Source organism: Cognatazoarcus halotolerans, assembly GCF_009800965.1.
Taxonomy (GTDB): domain Bacteria; phylum Pseudomonadota; class Gammaproteobacteria; order Burkholderiales; family Rhodocyclaceae; genus Cognatazoarcus; species Cognatazoarcus halotolerans.
Genome location: NZ_WUAF01000018.1, coordinates 14,295 through 31,242, shown reverse-complemented (window position 1 = coordinate 31,242; position 16,948 = coordinate 14,295). Strand labels below are relative to the sequence as shown.

Annotated in this window: 16 protein-coding genes; 4 read left to right on the top strand and 12 right to left on the bottom strand. The window is 66.5% G+C overall.

All coding sequences use genetic code 11. The annotated features are described in order from the left end of the window. The first annotated feature begins 130 nt into the window (after positions 1–130). Entirely contained in the window at positions 131–268 is a 138-nt protein-coding gene (locus tag GQB03_RS18470) for a hypothetical protein (RefSeq protein ID WP_159692512.1), read from the top strand. 53 nt (positions 269–321) lie between these two features. On the opposite strand, the gene GQB03_RS18465 is transcribed toward GQB03_RS18470, so the two are convergent. After that, positions 322–1,266: a toll/interleukin-1 receptor domain-containing protein gene (locus GQB03_RS18465; protein WP_159692510.1), complete on the bottom strand. Its 945-nt coding sequence runs from the start codon at positions 1,264–1,266 to the stop codon at positions 322–324. A 324-nt stretch (positions 1,267–1,590) separates the two neighbouring features. On the opposite strand from GQB03_RS18465, the gene GQB03_RS18460 reads away from it, so the two are divergent. Continuing rightward, the gene (locus GQB03_RS18460; RefSeq protein ID WP_159692508.1) at positions 1,591–2,022 is read left to right on the top strand and encodes a cupin domain-containing protein; all 432 of its coding nucleotides are present in this window, start codon (positions 1,591–1,593) and stop codon (positions 2,020–2,022) included. Between the two features lie 100 nt (positions 2,023–2,122). Here the strand turns inward: GQB03_RS18460 and GQB03_RS18455 are convergent, their stop codons facing one another. After that, positions 2,123–3,364: a hypothetical protein gene (locus GQB03_RS18455; protein WP_159692506.1), complete on the bottom strand. Its 1,242-nt coding sequence runs from the start codon at positions 3,362–3,364 to the stop codon at positions 2,123–2,125. Positions 3,365–3,753: 389 nt separating this feature from the next. Here GQB03_RS18455 and GQB03_RS23090 point away from each other — a divergent pair, with 389 nt between their 5' ends. Further along, a complete protein-coding gene (locus GQB03_RS23090) occupies positions 3,754–4,329 on the top strand; it encodes a hypothetical protein (RefSeq protein WP_200832300.1) in 576 nt (191 codons plus the stop codon). Positions 4,330–4,620: 291 nt separating this feature from the next. On the opposite strand, the gene GQB03_RS18445 is transcribed toward GQB03_RS23090, so the two are convergent. The 3 genes from GQB03_RS18445 to GQB03_RS18435 are packed head-to-tail and all read right to left on the bottom strand — an operon-like array spanning position 4,621 to position 6,103. Then, complete coding sequence (locus tag GQB03_RS18445) at positions 4,621–4,965, bottom strand: hypothetical protein (protein WP_159692504.1); 345 nt, start codon at positions 4,963–4,965, stop codon at positions 4,621–4,623. Positions 4,966–4,983: 18 nt separating this feature from the next. Continuing rightward, positions 4,984–5,736 (bottom strand): RHS repeat-associated core domain-containing protein, encoded by a 753-nt coding sequence (locus GQB03_RS23500; protein ID WP_159692502.1) that lies wholly within the window; start codon positions 5,734–5,736, stop codon positions 4,984–4,986. Between the two features lie 28 nt (positions 5,737–5,764). Then, entirely contained in the window at positions 5,765–6,103 is a 339-nt protein-coding gene (locus tag GQB03_RS18435; RefSeq protein WP_159692500.1) for a zinc ribbon domain-containing protein YjdM, read from the bottom strand. A 364-nt stretch (positions 6,104–6,467) separates the two neighbouring features. Between GQB03_RS18435 and GQB03_RS18430 the strand changes: the two genes are divergently transcribed. Next, on the top strand, positions 6,468–6,839 hold the full coding sequence (locus GQB03_RS18430; RefSeq protein WP_159692498.1) for a VOC family protein: 372 nt from the start codon (positions 6,468–6,470) through the stop codon (positions 6,837–6,839). Between the two features lie 213 nt (positions 6,840–7,052). Here the strand turns inward: GQB03_RS18430 and GQB03_RS18425 are convergent, their stop codons facing one another. The 7 genes from GQB03_RS18425 to GQB03_RS18395 all read right to left on the bottom strand — a co-directional run bounded on the left by GQB03_RS18425 (position 7,053) and on the right by GQB03_RS18395 (position 16,915). After that, entirely contained in the window at positions 7,053–8,618 is a 1,566-nt protein-coding gene (locus GQB03_RS18425; RefSeq protein WP_159692496.1) for a glucan biosynthesis protein, read from the bottom strand. Next, positions 8,515–10,935 (bottom strand): glucans biosynthesis glucosyltransferase MdoH, encoded by a 2,421-nt coding sequence (gene mdoH / locus GQB03_RS18420; protein WP_159692494.1) that lies wholly within the window; start codon positions 10,933–10,935, stop codon positions 8,515–8,517. The genes GQB03_RS18425 and mdoH overlap by 104 nt, the downstream gene beginning before the upstream one ends. Before the next feature lie 74 nt (positions 10,936–11,009). Continuing rightward, positions 11,010–12,569 carry a glucan biosynthesis protein G gene (locus GQB03_RS18415; RefSeq protein WP_200832299.1) on the bottom strand — a complete coding sequence of 520 codons (1,560 nt, stop codon included), beginning with the start codon at positions 12,567–12,569 and terminating at the stop codon, positions 11,010–11,012. 185 nt (positions 12,570–12,754) lie between these two features. After that, a complete protein-coding gene (gene rquA, locus GQB03_RS18410; RefSeq protein ID WP_159692490.1) occupies positions 12,755–13,450 on the bottom strand; it encodes a rhodoquinone biosynthesis methyltransferase RquA in 696 nt (231 codons plus the stop codon). Beyond that, positions 13,447–14,196, bottom strand: a complete 750-nt coding sequence (locus tag GQB03_RS18405; RefSeq protein ID WP_159692488.1) for a fumarate reductase iron-sulfur subunit — start codon at positions 14,194–14,196, stop codon at positions 13,447–13,449. Before GQB03_RS18405 ends, rquA begins: the two co-directional genes overlap by 4 nt. Continuing rightward, positions 14,193–16,166 carry a fumarate reductase flavoprotein subunit gene (locus GQB03_RS18400; protein WP_159692486.1) on the bottom strand — a complete coding sequence of 658 codons (1,974 nt, stop codon included), beginning with the start codon at positions 16,164–16,166 and terminating at the stop codon, positions 14,193–14,195. Before GQB03_RS18400 ends, GQB03_RS18405 begins: the two co-directional genes overlap by 4 nt. Continuing rightward, a complete protein-coding gene (locus GQB03_RS18395; RefSeq protein WP_159692484.1) occupies positions 16,163–16,915 on the bottom strand; it encodes a fumarate reductase cytochrome b subunit in 753 nt (250 codons plus the stop codon). The genes GQB03_RS18400 and GQB03_RS18395 overlap by 4 nt, the downstream gene beginning before the upstream one ends. Between the last annotated feature and the right edge of the window lie 33 nt (positions 16,916–16,948).

Genomic DNA, 16,948 nt, shown 5'->3' with positions numbered 1-16,948 from the left:
GGGAATGTCCGTCACGTTAACCGGAAGTGAACGGTGTCTTAAAGCGGGGTTCAGCCGACCCGGCGCATCCTGTGCGCATGTCGTCCGGAAAGCCCGGACGGGCCGATCGAAACCACCGGAGCACCACAAGATGAAACTTCACCAGACCCGTTTCTTTCGCGAGTTCACCGCTGTCGTTGCCGGCCTGTTGTTGGCCGTCGGCACGTTTTCCTTCATTGCGATTCCGTTGCTGACCCAGCCGTCCGGGCTGGTGCTGCATCTCTCCTGAACGGGGCCGGCTTCGCCGCAGCCCCGGCGCCCGCCGGGTCGTGACAGGGCGGTTCAGCGGCTTCGCCGGTGCAGCAGTACCCTCGTGTTACCGCCGTTCCTGACGTCACTCAAGACGCCGGTGAGCCGGCTGCCGTCGTCGGAGAGAACGAGCTGGCCGTTGAGGTGCGGCTCGTCGGGCGCCATCACGACGTAATCGAAGCTGATCGTGCGGTCGCGGATCGTGCCTTCGGCGTATCCGATGGAGGTGCCGCTGCCGGGGGCCGTGTGGTTGATCTCCACCTTGTCCTGCCTGACATTGATGTTCCAGTTGGCGGCGTCTTCGTCGTACCAGCTGCCCTCGAAATTCACAGGGGCGAGCGGCGGTTGCGGAGACGTCATCGGTGCATCCGCCGGCGGCGGTGTGTGCTCGACTACGCCAGCGGCCGGCCACATCAGCCATGCGGCGCCGACGAGTACGGCGAGGCCGGCGACACCGGTGACGGCAAGCCTCGAGCCGCCCGTGCCGGCACCGCCGGCTGCCGTACGCTCGACTGGCGCAACGCCGATGACGCGCTCGATCATCTGCATGAGCCTTTCGGTATCAAAGGCCCAACGCGAGTCCGACAGTTCGTGGGCCTGCCAGCGCGCGAGCGCTCTCAAATCTTCGGGCAGCGCCGTCTCGGCAGGCATCCGGGCGCCTTCGACCAGTACCGGAACCACCGCGACGCCACGTTCGAGTGCGGCGAGGATTTCCTGCCTGACCGGGTCTTGCGGGTCGTCTATCCGCCGCAGTCCGTCGCTGCCCGGCGACAGCCAGTCCCGCCCGATCACGGCGACGAGTACGCGGCAGCCGCGAACCCCCTCGCGGATTGCATCGTCCCAGCGGCTGCCGACCCGGATCGACTGGACGTCCTGGAAAACCGCTTCGCCGCCAAAGTGACGAATCAGGCAATCGACCAGCCGGCCGGTGTGACCGGCGCTGTCGCCACGCCGGTAACTGACGAAGATGTCCGCCATGTGCCTGCTCCATCGCGAGTCGTCAAGAATGGACTGCTGTCCGCCTCCAATCACACTAGCAGGCGGGCGGCACGCCTGCTGCGAATCCTTGCGAGCCCCGGGCACGCCCTCATCGGGCCGGGGATCAAGCTTTGCGGCCGCACCCGCCGGTCTATACTTCCTACCGGGACGATGGGTGCGATCCGGGATGAAGCCCGCGCCCCGGGGAAGAGCCGATGGCTGGCGGCGCTACGACTTTACCGTGGTGTTTTGTGGTGCGGAGCGTGCCGGCTGAAGGCCATGCGTGGCCTGCGAACGTCGTACCGTAGCTTGCGGAGTTGCCATATGAAAGCCAGGGAAGCCAGCGTCCGGGGCCTGAGGCCGGAGCGTGAAGTGCTCACCCGCCAGCGTCTTCCGTACTTCATCGGGATCTCCGGGCAGACGGTCGAGGCGACCGGGTTGTCGATGCATCTGGTGGTGATTCCGCCAGGCGCCCGCGCCGAGCCCCACATTCATGTCGGCTATGAAACCGGGATCTACGTGCTCGAGGGGCGAGTGTGCACCCGCTGGGGCTTCGAGCTCGAGCACGAAGTCATCAGCGAGGCGGGAGATTTCCTGTTCGTGCCGCCGGGTGTTCCCCACGAGGCGATCAACCTGAGCGCCACCGAACCGGCGCGCGCCGTCGTCGCCCGCAATGATCCCGCCGAGCAGGACAAGGTCGAGCCTTTCACGCCCGGATTGCCCCCGCGGTCGCCTCCCACCGATACTGCGCCCTGAAGGCCTGCAAATCGCAGCCGGCTGACGCCCGGCGTCTTGCGCGCGGCGTTTGCGGGCCGGAGCCGCAGTGCCCGCCGGAGGCCTTCATGCCACCGCCGTCTCAGAATTCGAGGTAGCGGACCTCGTTGGCCTGGGCCGTCGTACCGGAGGTTCGACCGGTCCCGTCCAGTGCCGGCCCCTTGAAATAGATGCGGTCGTGCGGTGCGTGGTAGAAGCCCCTCGTGTCGCCGAATCCGTGTCGCCAGCCGGGCGGAGTGATGTCTTCCCACGGGCCGCCCGCATCCAGCGGCCACGCGAGAAGTCGCCGCCCGAGCTTGATCACGCGCTTGCGGGCCGTATCCAGCACCCACTGACACATGCCGTGGTCGTTCCCGTGCGCTGCCAGCGCATCGACGAAGGTGGTCAGAACGACCGGCAGATTTCCCTCTGCACACGGGGCAAGGTCCAGTATCTGACAGTCTTGATTGACCGCGGTGTGGTGACGCCTCAGCCCGCCGCCGATGAACAGCTTGTCGTCGTCGAACATCACGCCGTTCGAGATCGATCGGGACCAGCAGCCGACCGGCAGTGCTGCTTCCGGTGCCGCGCGCACCCGCGCAATCCATGGTCTGGTCGACGATGCCGGATAATCCCGGTTGCGGCGAAGAACACCGACATAGGCGCCGCCGCCACCGGTTCCGCCACCGATCCAGAGGCCGATGTCGAGCGCCGGGACATACGCCCTGAATCCATCGTAAAACTGGGCCCCTGCCCCCCAGGCCGAAAGAGCAAGTGCATCCATGTCGACGAAATCGGTCTTGGTCGTACTCGGGACTCGCCCGCTTCCAGCCAACACCGCATTGCCCGCCCGATTCATCCGCAGGGCAGGCGTCCGGAACGGTGGTGCGGAACCATGCGTCCACCGCGCCGCTGCAAAATCGTAAACGCCGCCGACGCCGCTCAAATCGACCAGCTTGTCTTCCGATGCCAGATACATCTGGTGGGTGTTGTCGTAGGTGTAGACCTTCTCGTTCTTGAAAACGTAGTCCGGCGGTTGCGAGGTGATGATCACCTCGTCCGGCTCTCTCGAGCCGGGCACGTATGCCGCCGATCCGTGCTCCCACGGATGCAGGTAGCCAGAGGTATTGCTGTCGGGATCGTAGAAGCGGATGCCGTTGTTGAACTCGTAGCCGTGGTTGTTTCCACCCTGCTCGATCAGCATGCCCTTGCGAACCTGTACATCGTCGAATGCCCGCCACGAATCCTGGCCGTCGGTGGGCATCGACACGCCGGTGGTCCCCAGCGTCGCAAGCCCGAGCGAGTGCATGCCGGCCGGGAAGCCGTCGCTGTCGGAAAAGCTCATCCGCGTATCCGCAGCGAATGCCCCGAATCCGCGACATGCGTGCATTGAATCGCCTCGCGGACCACGGAAATGCGATCGGACTCGCCCGAGACGCCTGTACGGAGTTGTTTGCACCTGCATGAGGCCTTACGGGTTGCCATGACCATGGCGTCGGTTACCTTCTCCATGAAGTGGCAATGCCGCAGGGCGCCCGCTTCCGGGACGAACCGGCGCGGTGCGAACGCCATGCCATCGGTTTTGGCGAGAGCCGGTCGAACATCGGCGAGCGTGGATCGGATTGGCAGTGCATTGCCGTCACGGCCGGAAATCCGGGAACGCGTTCATGACACCTCCGTCGTCGATTCGATCGTGCGATTCTGCACCACCTGCCCTTAATCGGCGGTGGCCCCATGACTCGCGTGGGTCAGCCGCGGTACCTCGATGTCGACGGTATGTCGCACGTCGGTTGCGCCACCGTCCCTGCCGCAGCCGGCCAGGTGGCAGATCGCCAGGCACCAGGGTTCGCGGAAGTCGGCGTTGAGGAACAGCGCGCCTTGGCGCTTCGATCAAGAACGGCGAACTCCACGTCGAACCGTATTCGCTGCCGAGCGCTGGCTTCACGGCGCGCCAGCACGACCGCGCCCAACGTCACCCCTGCAGACGCAGAGAAAAGACCCGTTTCCACGTCCGACCAGGCTTGCGAACTCGTCATCGTGGTTACCAAGGGCATCGACCATGAACGCTCGTCCGTTGCGTTCACCATTGCCAACAGCGCGATCACTGCCGGTCTCGAAGTATATGTCTTCCTCACCCGCGCAACGATCGGTCGGGTTCGCAAGCGTGGCGTCGACCTGGCCAAGGTGAGTCCGCTCGACCCGCTCAAGAAGCTCGTCACCGACCTCGTCGCCCGTGGTGCACCGTCTGGGTGTGCCCACCGTGTGGCGCGGAGCGCGGCTACACTGCATGCGATCTTTTCGAAGGCGTGACCATCGTCTGCGGAGGCCGTTCGCCGTCAGAGGCGGGCATACCGTCGGTGATGGGTGCAATGATGCTAGACCAGACCCCTAATTCTGCTGCGCTAGACCAGACCCCTAATTCTGCTGGCGCCGCCGGGAAGTTGGGATCACGCTTCCAAACACCCATCCGTGGAGCGCAGCGCTTCTCGCAAGCGCGCTGCTGCTCCTGCACGGAAGGCCTGTAGATCACCACCAGCGCAGTGATCGCAAGAGCGGCGGCGGCAACAATCCAAATGCCTACCTTCTTCATCGCCACTCAAGTCAGTGGCGCGATCTGGGCCGGAAGTAACCTAGCGCCTGCAAGGTATCAAGGTGCCGGCGCCTGAAGAACAGAACCGCAAGCAGTAGACACACCAGATACCCCACCAGTCCCACCGACCGCATCGCCTCGCTGGATGACGCGCTCGGCCCTTGGACCAGCTCAAGCCCGAAGAGAGGCAGGGCGAACGCGCACGCGACAACACCGTACAGCAGGAGCCCCAGTAGCAGCGGAAGCGGGCGCGGCAGGAGAGCTACGCGACGGAGAAGCCAAGCGAAGGCTTCCAGAACCGCCATCAGCGCAACAGTACAAACCGCGAAGTAGGCCAACAACTGGAGCCAGGTCATGTGCAGGTCCTCCGCTACCTATCGGCTGAAACTGCACCGACCGGTCCCCGCAAGTTCTCCGCCACCAACCGCGATGCCCTCGGCGGCGGCGCCCAGCGACATCGCAGGCGATCGGCTCACCGATTGACTCCCGACCGCCCTCCCGATTTCAGAGAGTCGAATCTGCGGACCATAGCGGCCAATCGCATGATTGAGAGGTCCGCCTAACGCGCCTCCCGCGGCAGCCCCCGCCGCTGCAGTGAAGTCGTAATTGCAGGGGTCGCTCAAGCTCTTCCCCGCCGCATAGTTGCCTGCGCCTTGACCCAGCAAGCTCGCTGCCGCTGCGCCGGCAGCCCCACCGGCCCAATGCGATGCCCACGGATTCACAGCACCAACCAGCGCGCCCGCACCTGCGCCGTAGAGCGCTCCCCTCCATCCACCGGAGATGCACCCGCCGATGCCGCCGGCAATCGCGCCGTACCCCGCACCGACAAGACCAACCTCTCCCGTCGGATCGACGTAGCTGATCGGGCTCCCCCCGACATATGCGTAGGTATTCCACCCTCCTTGTAGCCCGATGGGGTCGGACTGCAAATACCGCCCCGTCCCCGCATCGTAGTACCGGTTCCAGTTATAAAACAGCCCACTCTCCCGGTCGTAATACTGGCCGGGAAAACGCAGATTCAAGATAAACTTTTCCCCATCACCATCCGGATCCTCTTCGGGAAGTGCCGCGCCGAATGGCTCCGTAAGTGGTCCATTGCGCCAGACAACACGATCCGCCTCATCCATCGCCAGCCGGGGAGCACAAGCCGCCGACTCAGGCCTTCTTCACGAACTCCGACTTGAGCTTCATCGCACCGATGCCGTCGATCTTGCAGTCGATGTCGTGGTCGCCTTCCACCAGGCGGATGTTTTTCACCTTGGTGCCCACTTTGACCACCAGGGACGAGCCTTTCACCTTGAGATCCTTGATCACCGTGACCGTGTCGCCGTCCTGCAGCACGTTGCCGTTCGAATCCTTCACCACCTTCTCGTCCTCGGCTGCCGCAGCGTCCGCAGCGGACCACTCATGGCCGCACTCGGGGCAGACGTACATGACGCCGTCCTCGTAGGTATAGGAGGAGTTGCACTGGGGACATTCAGGAAGGCCGCTCATGGAAAAGTTCTCCGGCTGGGAATTCAAGACTCGAAATTTCCGCCTGCGCAGGCCTGCGACAGGCGAAACCGGGCCGGAGTGTAGTACACCCTGATGCGAGAAGGGACATTCGAGGCAGGATTCGGCCACATCGTCTGATGTTCCCGGGGTGGAAGAGCCCTTCATTCCGGACGAGCGGATCACCTCCATCCGCGCTCTGGCCTTTCGCACCCCGCGTGCTAGGGTGAAAAATCGGACCGGCGCCCTGCGCATCCGACTGTCCGCCGCCCATCCGGGCTGGCGGCGCTTTGACCTCAGCGGGCCTGCCCGCTTGCCGGAGCATCCATCCGGCTTCGCGTGGCTCTCGCTTCAGCGGCGAACCATCATGACCCCTACTGCCCCACTTGGATTGAAACGCGTCAAGGTCATCGCCCTTGCCGCCAGCGATGTCGCGCGTGCGAGGCACTTCTACGGGAGCGTCCTCGGCCTCGAGCCTGCCTTTGAGGCGGGCCTGCAGGTCGGCTACCTGCTCGGCGATATTGTCCTCATGCTCAAGGATGACTGGTACGGAAAGCCCACCGCCGAGCCCAACCCACGCATCACCCTCGAATGCGTCGACGCGCGTGCCACCGAAGCCGGGCTGCGCGCCCGCGAAGTCACCATCCCCGATCCGGTCGAGTGCTACGACGGGAGCTTCCTTGTGGGGAGCTTTCTGGACAGCGAGGGGAACAAGCTGTGGTTTTGTTCGGAGGCGTAGCTCCGTGTTCCGCGACTGGTGAGCCCGCGGTTGCCCACACCGGAAGTCGCTGTCTCGGGCGCCTTCCGGTCCGCTGATAAGGATGTTGCGAACTTCCGGGCGGTACGGATTTCGGGGCGCAGGTCGTGGGACCCGACTTGTCGGCGGCGACCGTGCTGTCAAACCGCGCAGCGGGTTGGTCGCGCCCTGCCGGTTCACCTGCGTTGAGCCTCCTTACTGCCCGGGCGGGCTCCACTGATAGAGCCAGGTCTCCGACAGCGCCCGGCCATCCGCGCGAAGGAACACCCGCAGGTTGATCGGCTCGCGGCTGCCGGTCACGGGCTTGAGGTCGAACATCACCCGGTAGCCGTTCACCTCGTGCAGTGGGCGGGCCGAGGCGAGCTCGATCTCGCCGCCGGACGTCGTGATCACCGGTTCGACCTTGACCTCGTGGCCGAGCATTGGCAGGTCGCCGCCGGCGAAGTCGATGGCGAAGCGCCACGAGAAATACTTGCGCGGCTGGCCGACCACGCCGCCGAGGCCGGTGCGCGTGGCGATCACCCGCGCCGCGGCGGGTTCGACCGGGGCGTGCGCGCCCCAGTGCAGACGGTAGCTGAAGAGCCGTTCCTCGCCGGGCCGGGCGGGCTCGGCAGGGTTCCAGAAGGCGACGATGTTGTCGAAGGTCTCGTCCTCGGTGGGCAGTTCCATGAGCTGCACCGCGCCCTTGCCCCAGTCTCCACGCGGCTCGACCCACAGGCTCGGGCGGCGCTCGTAGAACACGCCGTCGTCCTGGTAATGGTCGAAGTTGCGGTCGCGCTGCATCAGGCCGAAGCCGCGCGGGCTCTGGTCGGCGTAGGAGTTGAAGCGCAGGTGCTCGGGGTTGAGCAGCGGGCGCCAGATCCATTCGCCATTACCTGTGAGCATCGCGAGACCATCGGAATCGTGGATCTCGGGACGCCAGTCATAGGCCTTGCGGTGGTCGTTCTCGCCGTACTGGTACATGCTGGTGAGCGGCGCCACACCCAGCCGCTCGATGGCCTTGCGGGGGTAGAGCGCAGCGTCCACGTCCATGACCTGCACCGCGCCGGGGGCGATCACGAAACGATAGGCGCCGGCCACGCTGGGCGAGTCCATCAGCGCGTAGACGGTGAGTTGGCCGGAATCCTTCGCCGGGCGCTCGAACCAGAAGTGGGTGAACTGCGGAAACTCTTCCGCTCGCGGCAGGCCGGTATCCACCGCCAGCGCCCGCGCCGAAAGGCCGAACTGCATTTCGGCCCCCACCGCGCGGAAGTAGCTGGCGCCGAGGAAGGCGGCGAGATCGCGCTGCAGGTCGGTGTGGAAGATCAGCTTGAAGCCGGCAAAGCCGAGGTCGCCGGGCAGCTTGCGACCGTCCACGCCGCTCTTGCCGTAGTCGAACATGGCGGGGTCGTAAGCGAGCTGCTGGGCCAGGCCATCGACCACCTCGTACATCTGCACCGGGCGCTCGAAGAGGTAGCCGGGGTGGAAGAAACGCACCTGGAACAGCCGCGATTCGCCCGCCCACAGGCCGTGGTCCGGCTTGAAGTGGATGGCGTTGAAGGTGTCGAAATTCAGTGCCTTCAGCGACGGCTCGGTGATCTTCGGGGTCGCCACGTAGTCGGCCGCCGCAAGCGTGCGCGCCCGACCCTTGAGCCAGGCGTAGTCGAAGGGCTTGCGCTCACCGAGCGGCTTGAGCGTGGCTGCTGCCGCGAGCGGCGCGCAGAGCGGCGAGGAGGCTGCCGCGAGGGCCGCCGAGTACTTCAGGAATTGTCGTCTGTGCATCGGTCTGCCTGGCTGCGGGGCCGTACCAGTCGTCGTGGCTTTCCGGCGAGGTCCACACCCGCTGATGGAGTTGGTAAAGGGAATCGGCGTCGGACAGCAGGGTCATCTTCTGCGCGCGGTCGAGTGCCTCGGGACCGCGCAGCGCTGCTTCTTCGACCAGCGCGCGCCGCGCCGCGCGCGTGGCCGCGGTGAAGCGGGTGCGGCGGTTGACCACTGCGCGGATCACCGCGTTCATGTCCGGATCGACCACCGCCTCGCGGAAGCCGGGCGCGCCGGGCGCCGCCTCGATCTCCTCGCGCAGGGTGCGCAGCACGCGTGGCGTCTGCGATTCCTCGGGGATCAGCAGGATGCCGTTCTCGCGCAGGCCGCGACCGATCGACACGCGGCTGGTGAATACCGACACCGGAATCGACAGGGCCAGCGCACCGGCCACCGGCAGCAACCACCACAGGAAGGACGGGTTGAGCCAGTACACGAAGCCGGCCCAGCCGATGCCGAGCAGGGAGTGGAGGCCGTGGCGGCGCAGGGCGTCGAGCCAGCCGGTTTCGCTGTCGGCGCGCTGCGGCGAGCGCCAGGTGATGCCGATGCCGAGCAGCGCGCCGAGCACGAACTGGGTGTGGAAGAGCATGCGCACCGGGGCCAAGAGCGCCGACAGCAGCGTCTCGAGCAGCGCGCCGAGGATGAGCCGCAGGCCGCCGCCGAAGCCGCGCGACCCCTTCACCAGCAGCAGGATCACCGCCAGCACCTTGGGCAGGAAGAGCAGCGTGGCGGTGGCGCCGAACAGGCCCAGCGCCCATTCGGGATGCCACTCCGGCCACAGCGGGAAGAGCTGGTTGGGCTCGACGAAGTACTGCGGCTCGGAGAGCGTGTGGATGGCCAGCAGGATGGTGGACAGGATCAGCGAGAGGAACCACAGCGGCGCCGAAAGATAGGCCATCACCCCGGTCATGAACACTGCGCGGTGGGCCGGATGCAGGCCGCGCGAGAGAAACAGCCGGAAGTTCATGAGGTTGCCCTGGCACCAGCGGCGGTCACGCTTGAGTTCGTCGTCGAGGTTGGGGGGCATCTCCTCGTAGCTGCCGGGCAGATCGTAGGCGAGCCACACGCCCCAGCCGGCGCGGCGCATCAGCGCGGCTTCGACGAAGTCGTGGGAGAGGATCTCGCCGGACAGCGAGCCCTTGCCGGGCAGGCGGGCGAGCGCGCAGTGGCGCATGAAGGGTTCGACGCGGATGATCGCGTTGTGACCCCAGTAGTGCGATTCGCCGAGCTGCCAGTAGTGCAGGCCGGCGGTGAACAGCGGCCCGTACACCCGCGTGGCGAACTGCTGCATGCGCGCGTAGAAGGTGTCGCGGCCGGCCGCCCGCGGGCCGGTCTGGATGATGCCGGCGTCGGGGTTGGCTTCCATCAGGCGCACCAGTCGCCCCATGCAATCGCCGGTCATCACGCTGTCGGCGTCGAAGCCGATCATGTAGCGGTAGTTCTTGCCCCAGCGGCGGCAGAAGTCGGCGACGTTGCCGCTCTTGCGCTTGATGCGGTGCTGGCGCCAGCGGTAGAAGACGCGGTCGAAGCAGTCGAGCTCGCGGCACATGCGGTGCCACGCCTCCATCTCGGCGGCGCGGGCGTCGGGATCGCCGCTGTCGGAGAGTACGAAGAAGTCGAAATGCTCGAGGTCGCCGCTGCGCGCAAGCGAGGCATAGCTGGCGCGCAGCCCGGCAAACACGCGGTCCACGTCCTCGTTGCAGATCGGCATGATGATCGCGGTGCGGGCGCTCGCCCCAATCGGTGCATCCGGCGCGGCGGTGCGCGAGATGGCGTGCCGGTCGCCGCCCATGATGAGCACCATGAAGCCCCACAGGGCCGTCCAGAAGCCGGCCGAAACCCAGCAGAACAGCACTGCGAAGAGCACCAGCACTGCCATTTCGAGCGGTTTCTGGCCGTGGTATGGCAGCACCGCGGTCATGAAGCTGGTCGCCACGTAGGTTTGGCCGAGCATCAGTGCGACGAGGATGAAACGGCGCAGCGACGCGAGACGCGCCAGCCTGTCACGTCCCTTTACCTTCGGTGGCCGGGCGGCGGCGCAGGCCTCTGCCGCGCTGGGGGTGGCTGCGTCGTCGTCGAGCCATTCGCGCGGCGCCATCGAGCTGCGATTGAGGGCCGGCGCGGTGTACAGGATCGGCTTGCCGGAGGTGTCCCGTTCGAAATGAGGGCTGCGCCCGGGCGGCAGTTGCCGGTACAGCGCGGCAAGCCGCCCCGCCTGCGGATCAGGGGACGGCACCGGGTCGGCGGCATCGGGTCGGGTCGTGCATTCAGAAGTCATGAAATGGTACCGGGGCTCGCTGGCTGCAAAACACTCGGGCTCGATTGTGGGCCCGACGCGATGGTCGCAGGCACTCACTCACCCGGCAAGATGTAACTCCAGGTTTCGGACAGCAGGGTCGGCTTGCCGTCCTTGTCCACGCCGCGCAGCTGGGCACGCATCTCGATCGGCTTGGTCTCGTCGTGACGGCGCATGCGGATGATCATGCGCTGACCGCCGACCGCATCATTGCGTCGTACCGTCATGTCGATCAGTTCGCCGTTGCCATCCATCGAGAAATCGGCCTTTACCGGCGCCTCGGGCGGCAGGCTGGACAGCGCAGGCCCGGTGAAATCCACCCGCAGCCAGATTTCTCCCTCGCTGCCCTCGTCGGGCGCACGGCCGCGGCGGGTCTGCATCACCCAGGCGAGCGGCGGGCGCGTCTCGGCGCTCATCTGCCAGTCGAGATCGTAGGCCAGTTCGAGGTACTTGCCCTTAGGGATGCCGTTGTCGGGTACCCAGTAGGCGACGATGTTGTCATTGGATTCGTCCGGCGTGGGGATCTGCACGAGTTCCACGCGGCCGGCACCCCAGTCGCCGTCGGGTGTTACCCAGGCGCTCGGGCGCGATTCCAGCCGGCCGTCGGCGTCCTGGTAATTGTCGAACACACGATCGCGCTGCATCAGGCCGAAACCGCGCGGATTGGTGGTGGCAAAGGCGGTCACCAGCAGGCGACGCGGGTTGACCAGCGGGCGCCAGATCCATTCGCCGCTGCCGGTCTGTATCGACAGGCCGTCCGAGTCGTGGACCTCGGGCCGGTAGTCGCCGGCCGGTGGCGGCTGGTTCTCGCCGAAGAAGAACATGCTGGTCAGCGGTGCGATGCCGAGCTTGGCCACCTCGCCGCGCGGATAGAGGCGTGCGCGCACCTCCATGGCGGTGTCGGCGCCCGGTCGCAGCACGAACCGGTAGGCGCCGGTCATGCGCCGCGAGTCGAGCAGCGCGTAGATGATGAGTTCCTTGCTGCCGGCCACCGGCCGGGCGATCCAGAATTCGCTGAAGCGCGGAAATTCCTCGCCCGAGCGCAGCGCGGTGTCGATGGCGAGTCCCCGTGCCGACAGCCCGTAGCCCTGCCCCTTGCCGAGCGCGCGGAAGTAGCTCGCGCCGACGAAGGACAGCACTTCGTCCATGCGATCCTTGCGATTGAGGGGGGTGTGTACCCGGAAACCGGCGAAGCCGAGGTGCCGGAGCTTCTTCTGGTCGAGCTTGAGGTTGCCGAAATCGAACATCGTGGGATCGAAGCGCAACGGGCGTACGCCGTCGAGGTCGACCTCGTTGATCTTCACCGGCTGGTCGAAACGCATGCCGCGCGGCAGCAGCGAGACTTCGAAACCGACATTGGTACCGGCCCACAATGCGCGCCCGGGACGCGGGCGGATCGCGTGGTAGCGCCCCGGCGAGAGCGCGCGCAGGGTATCCGGAATCTTGTTGTCGGGGACCTTGTAGTCCTCGCTGGCCAGCTTGCGTGCCTTGGCGGCGACGTCCGGAAAACCGAACGCGGCGGCGGGCGCGGGTGCCAGCGCACAGGCAAGCAGAAGCAGCGCCAGCACGAGGCGGCGCGGGGCGGAAAGGCCCAACGGGTTCATGGCTCGGGACATTGGCTTCATCGAATGGCAGTGATCGGAGCGGGCGCGTTTGCCGGTGCGCGCTTGTCATGTTGCATGGCGTCACGCAGGCCCGACCCGGATTCTCATGCCTTATGCGCGAATCCTGACAGGACAGCAAGGATTGCTTACAAATTTGCTGCACGGCAAGGCTGTCCTGCACGCCGCTCGCGCGGGGTTCAGTTCCGCCGGTTCGCCTCCACGAGCTGGTAAAGCCCGCCGAAGCGGGTTTCCTTGCGCCAATCGAAGTGACTGGCCTCGTCGGCCAGCGATTCGATCGGCACATCGAGCAGCGACGGCGCGTAGGGCTCCAGCCAGCGGAATACCTGCGCCATGACCGGCGCCAGCGGATGCCAGCGCCGCGGTCGATGGTAGTCCACGAACACCGCGCGGCCACCCGGCTTTACCGCCGACAGCAGGTTGGCGACGATACGCCGGCGAGCGTTCTCGGGAACCTCGTGGAGCAGGAAGAAGCAGCACACCGCGTCGAACTGCTCCCGGATCGGCTCCACCAGGTCGGCCACGCGCAGCTCGGCCTGGGGCAGGCCGGCGAGCTTGCGGCGCGCGTTGGCGATCTGGATCGGCGCCACGTCAGCCACCACCAGACGGCCTTCGCCACCCACTCGCCGTGCCAGCATGTTCGAGAAATCGCCATACACGCAGGCGGCCTGGAGTACGTTCTGGCCAGGTTCGAAGCGGCTCACCGCCCAGCGCATGAGCCGCCCGGCATTGCCCCACAGGATCGCCGAGACCACCGGCGCGCGATCCAGCCAGGGCATGGTGCGGGGGTTGAGGTAGGCCCAGGTGTAGGTGCTGCTGAGGTAATCGGGCAGGCGGGCGGGCCCTTGCAGCGCGCGTTCGGATGACTCGCTCATTCATTGTCCTTTTTCTTGAAGATGCCGCGCAGGCCCTGTCGCGCCATGCCACGGCGCAGCCAGGCCAACTGGGTCTGCAGCGGGAGTTCCTTGGGGCACAGGTCCTCGCAGCCCATCAGGCTCATGCAACCGAAAATGCCCTGGTCGTTGCCGACCAGCTCGAAGTAATCCGCGTCGTCACGACTGTCGGCCGGGTCGAGACGGAAACGCGCAATCTTGTTGAGGCCGACCGCACCGACGAAGCCGGGGCGCATCTGTGCCGTGCCGCAGGCGGCAATGCAGCAGCCACACTCGATACAACGGTCGAGTTCGTAGATTTCTTCAGCGAGCTTTGGCTCCATCGGCGCTTCAAGCAGGTCGATGTCGGGCTCGGCAGCGAGGTGCACCCAGGTTTCGAGGCTTTCGGCCAGTTCGCGCATCCAGGTCCCGGTATCCACCGACAGGTCGGCGATCAACGCAAAGCCCGGCAAAGGGTGCAGGCTGATGTGCTCGGGCAGCGCCGCGGTGAGCGTGCGGCAGGCAAGACCCGGCCGGCCGTTGATCACCATCGCGCACGAACCGCAGACTCCGGCACGGCACACGAAATCGAAGGACAGGTCGGGCGCGACGGTCTCGCGCAGCCGGTTGAGCGCGATGAACAGCGTCATTCCCGGCGCCTCGGCGAGCTCGTGGGTTTCCATGTGCGGCACGCTGGCCGGGTCGCGCGGGTTGTGACGGAAGATCGAGATCGAAAGGACGCGGCTCATTGCCCGGTCTCCGCAAGGCGGGCGTTGCGGCCGCGGTAGCGCGCCGGCAGCAGGGCCTCGAAAGGCATCAGCGCGCTCTGCACCGCGTGGCGGTCGGCGCCGGCGAGCGCGGTGCGTCGTGCCTCGACCTCGCCCAGGCGCGCAGCGGTTTCGGGATGATCGACGATGTTGCGCGTGCCGTAACCGCGGAAGCCCGGCGGCAGTTCCATGGATTCGACCGGGATCGGCTCGTATTCGAGACGCGGGCCGTCCGCCTGCCAGTTCACCAGGGTGCGCTTGAGCCAGTCGCGGTCGTTGCGCTCGGGATGGTCCTCGCGGCAGTGCGCGCCGCGGCTCTCGCGCCGTGCCAGTGCGCCCTGAGCCACCACCAGCGCCAGCTTGAGCATCTTCGGCAGGCGCCAGGCAAGGACCAGCTCGGGGTTGGCATCGGCGCGCTTGTTGCGGGTGCCGATGTGCGCTGACCGCGCCAGCAGGTCGGTCAGTGTTTCCACCGCCGCCGTGAGGCCGGCCTCGTCGCGGAACAGCCCAACCTGCCCGGTCATGGTTTCTTCCATGACGCGGCGGATCGCGTGGGCGTTCTCGTTGCCCGGCCGCGCGAGAATGGCATCGAGGCCGGCCTGCTCGCGGGCGATGAAATCGCGTGCCAGCGACGGGGAGAGGCTGATTCCCGCACCTTCGTCGCGCACGTAGTCGGCTACGTATTCGCCCACCAGCATGCCGGCCACCACGGTCTCGGCCACCGAATTTCCGCCCAGCCGGTTGAAGCCGTGCAGATCCCAGCAGGCTGCCTCGCCGCAGGCGAACAGGCCGCGCAGCCAGGGCGATTCGCCACGGTGATCGGTGCGGATGCCGCCCATCGAGTAGTGCTGGGTCGGCCGTACCGGAATCCAGTCGCGCGCCGGATCGATGCCGAGGAAATGATGGCAGATGTCGCGCACTTCGCGCAGCTTGCGGTCAATGTGGGCAGCACCAAGGCCGGTGATGTCGAGCCACAGGTGCTCCGGTCCGTCGCCCTTGACGCCCTTGCCCCGGCGCATGTGCTCGGCCATGCGGCGCGACACCACGTCGCGCGAGGCCAGCTCGGCCTTTTCGGGCTCGTAGTCGGGCATGAAGCGGTGGCCGTCCACGTCGCGCAGCACGCCGCCATCGCCACGGCAGCCTTCGGTCACCAGGATGCCGGCCGGTACGATGGCGGTGGGATGGAACTGCACCGCCTCCATGTTGCCCAGTCGTGCCACCCCGGTCTCGAGGGCAAGCGCCGCACCGATGCCCTCGTTGATGATGGCGTTGGTCGACACGCCGTAGATGCGCCCGTAACCGCCGGTGGCGATCACCGTGGCGCTGGCCAGCCAGGCCGACAGTTCGCCGGTGATGAGGTCACGCACCACCGCGCCCTGGCAGCGACTGCCGTCGTGGATCAGCGCGATGGCCTCGCAGCGCTCGTCCACCGGGATCGACTCGGCTACCGCGCGGTCGCCCAGCGCGTACAACATGGTGTGGCCAGTGCCGTCGGAGGTGTAGCAGGTGCGCCACTTGCGCGTACCGCCGAAATCGCGGGCAGTGATCAGGCCGTGGGCCTCGTCGCGCTCGGTGAGCGTGACCCGCTGGCCGTTGATGACCGCCTCGGCGCTGCCGCGTTCCACCCGGTTCCAGGGCACGCCCCAGGCCGCGAGTTCGCGCACCGCCTTGGGAGCCATGTGGGTGAACATGCGTGCGACGAGCTGGTCACAGCCCCAGTCCGAACCACGCACGGTGTCCTCGAAATGCACATCCTCGTTGTCGCCGGCGCCGCGGGCGGCATTGCCCAGGCTGGCCTGCATGCCGCCCTGGGCGGCGACCGAATGGGAGCGCTTGGCCGGCACCAGCGAGAGGATACGCACCTCCAGCCCGCGCCGCCGCGCGCCGATCGCGCAGCGCAAGCCGGCCAGCCCGCCGCCGATCACCAACACATCGGTGTGACGAATCTTCATTGCGCCGGCTCCACCCGCAGCCAGGTCGGCACATAGGGTTCGCCGGCCTGGAGCGCGTGCTCCTGGCCGAGCTTGATGTACGCCCCCAGCGAGGCCAGGCCGAGCGTCAGGAAGAATGCGGTGAGCGCCCATTTGACCAGGGCCAGCCGGCGGCGGCCGGCGCGGGTGTCGCCAGCCGGCAGCCAGCCCCATTTGAGCGCCAGCCGGTACAGGCCCACGCCACCGTGGATCTCGACCATGAACAGCAGGATCAGGTAGAGCGGCCAGTAGAAGCCGCTCCATACACGATCAGCAGACTCGAAGGGGCCGATCAGCTCGGGACGGGTCATCATCGTGTAGAGGTGCACCGGCGCGAGGAAGAACATCGCGAAGCCTGTCACCACCTGCACCAGCCACAAAAGGGTGTCGCCGTGCCCCATGCGGTGAGTATGGGCAGCGATGGCGCGATACTGCGCCCAGTCGGCCGGGAATTTGCGCAGTGCCAGCAAGGCGTGAACCGCCAGCAGGGAGGAAATGATCGCCACGAAGATCGACACCAGCCAGGGCAGCGCTCGGCCGAACACGAAATAGCCCTCGAAGAAGCGCGCCACGATCCATGCGGCATCCTGGCTGACCAGAATCGCCGACACGAAACACATGTGAAACCACATGAACAGCGCGAGGATCAGGCCGGAGACACTCTGTGCCAGGTCCAGCGTGGCCGGCCAGTGAATGGCGCGTGGCAGGGAATGTGCAGTGGGGGCAGGCATCGCGGATCTCCAAGTCCGTTTGACCTGACTATA

Bases quoted from the DNA above. Each gene is read 5' to 3' on its own strand.
- GQB03_RS18470 (WP_159692512.1), top strand. From the start codon at position 131: ATGAAACTTCACCAGACCCGTTTCTTTCGCGAGTTCACCGCTGTCGTT.
- GQB03_RS18465 (WP_159692510.1), bottom strand. From the start codon at position 1,266: ATGGCGGACATCTTCGTCAGTTACCGGCGTGGCGACAGCGCCGGTCAC.
- GQB03_RS18460 (WP_159692508.1), top strand. From the start codon at position 1,591: ATGAAAGCCAGGGAAGCCAGCGTCCGGGGCCTGAGGCCGGAGCGTGAA.
- GQB03_RS18455 (WP_159692506.1), bottom strand. From the start codon at position 3,364: ATGAGCTTTTCCGACAGCGACGGCTTCCCGGCCGGCATGCACTCGCTC.
- GQB03_RS23090 (WP_200832300.1), top strand. From the start codon at position 3,754: ATGACTCGCGTGGGTCAGCCGCGGTACCTCGATGTCGACGGTATGTCG.
- GQB03_RS18445 (WP_159692504.1), bottom strand. From the start codon at position 4,965: ATGACCTGGCTCCAGTTGTTGGCCTACTTCGCGGTTTGTACTGTTGCG.
- GQB03_RS23500 (WP_159692502.1), bottom strand. From the start codon at position 5,736: ATGGATGAGGCGGATCGTGTTGTCTGGCGCAATGGACCACTTACGGAG.
- GQB03_RS18435 (WP_159692500.1), bottom strand. From the start codon at position 6,103: ATGAGCGGCCTTCCTGAATGTCCCCAGTGCAACTCCTCCTATACCTAC.
- GQB03_RS18430 (WP_159692498.1), top strand. From the start codon at position 6,468: ATGACCCCTACTGCCCCACTTGGATTGAAACGCGTCAAGGTCATCGCC.
- GQB03_RS18425 (WP_159692496.1), bottom strand. From the start codon at position 8,618: ATGCACAGACGACAATTCCTGAAGTACTCGGCGGCCCTCGCGGCAGCC.
- mdoH (WP_159692494.1), bottom strand. From the start codon at position 10,935: ATGACTTCTGAATGCACGACCCGACCCGATGCCGCCGACCCGGTGCCG.
- GQB03_RS18415 (WP_200832299.1), bottom strand. From the start codon at position 12,569: ATGTCCCGAGCCATGAACCCGTTGGGCCTTTCCGCCCCGCGCCGCCTC.
- rquA (WP_159692490.1), bottom strand. From the start codon at position 13,450: ATGAGCGAGTCATCCGAACGCGCGCTGCAAGGGCCCGCCCGCCTGCCC.
- GQB03_RS18405 (WP_159692488.1), bottom strand. From the start codon at position 14,196: ATGAGCCGCGTCCTTTCGATCTCGATCTTCCGTCACAACCCGCGCGAC.
- GQB03_RS18400 (WP_159692486.1), bottom strand. From the start codon at position 16,166: ATGAAGATTCGTCACACCGATGTGTTGGTGATCGGCGGCGGGCTGGCC.
- GQB03_RS18395 (WP_159692484.1), bottom strand. From the start codon at position 16,915: ATGCCTGCCCCCACTGCACATTCCCTGCCACGCGCCATTCACTGGCCG.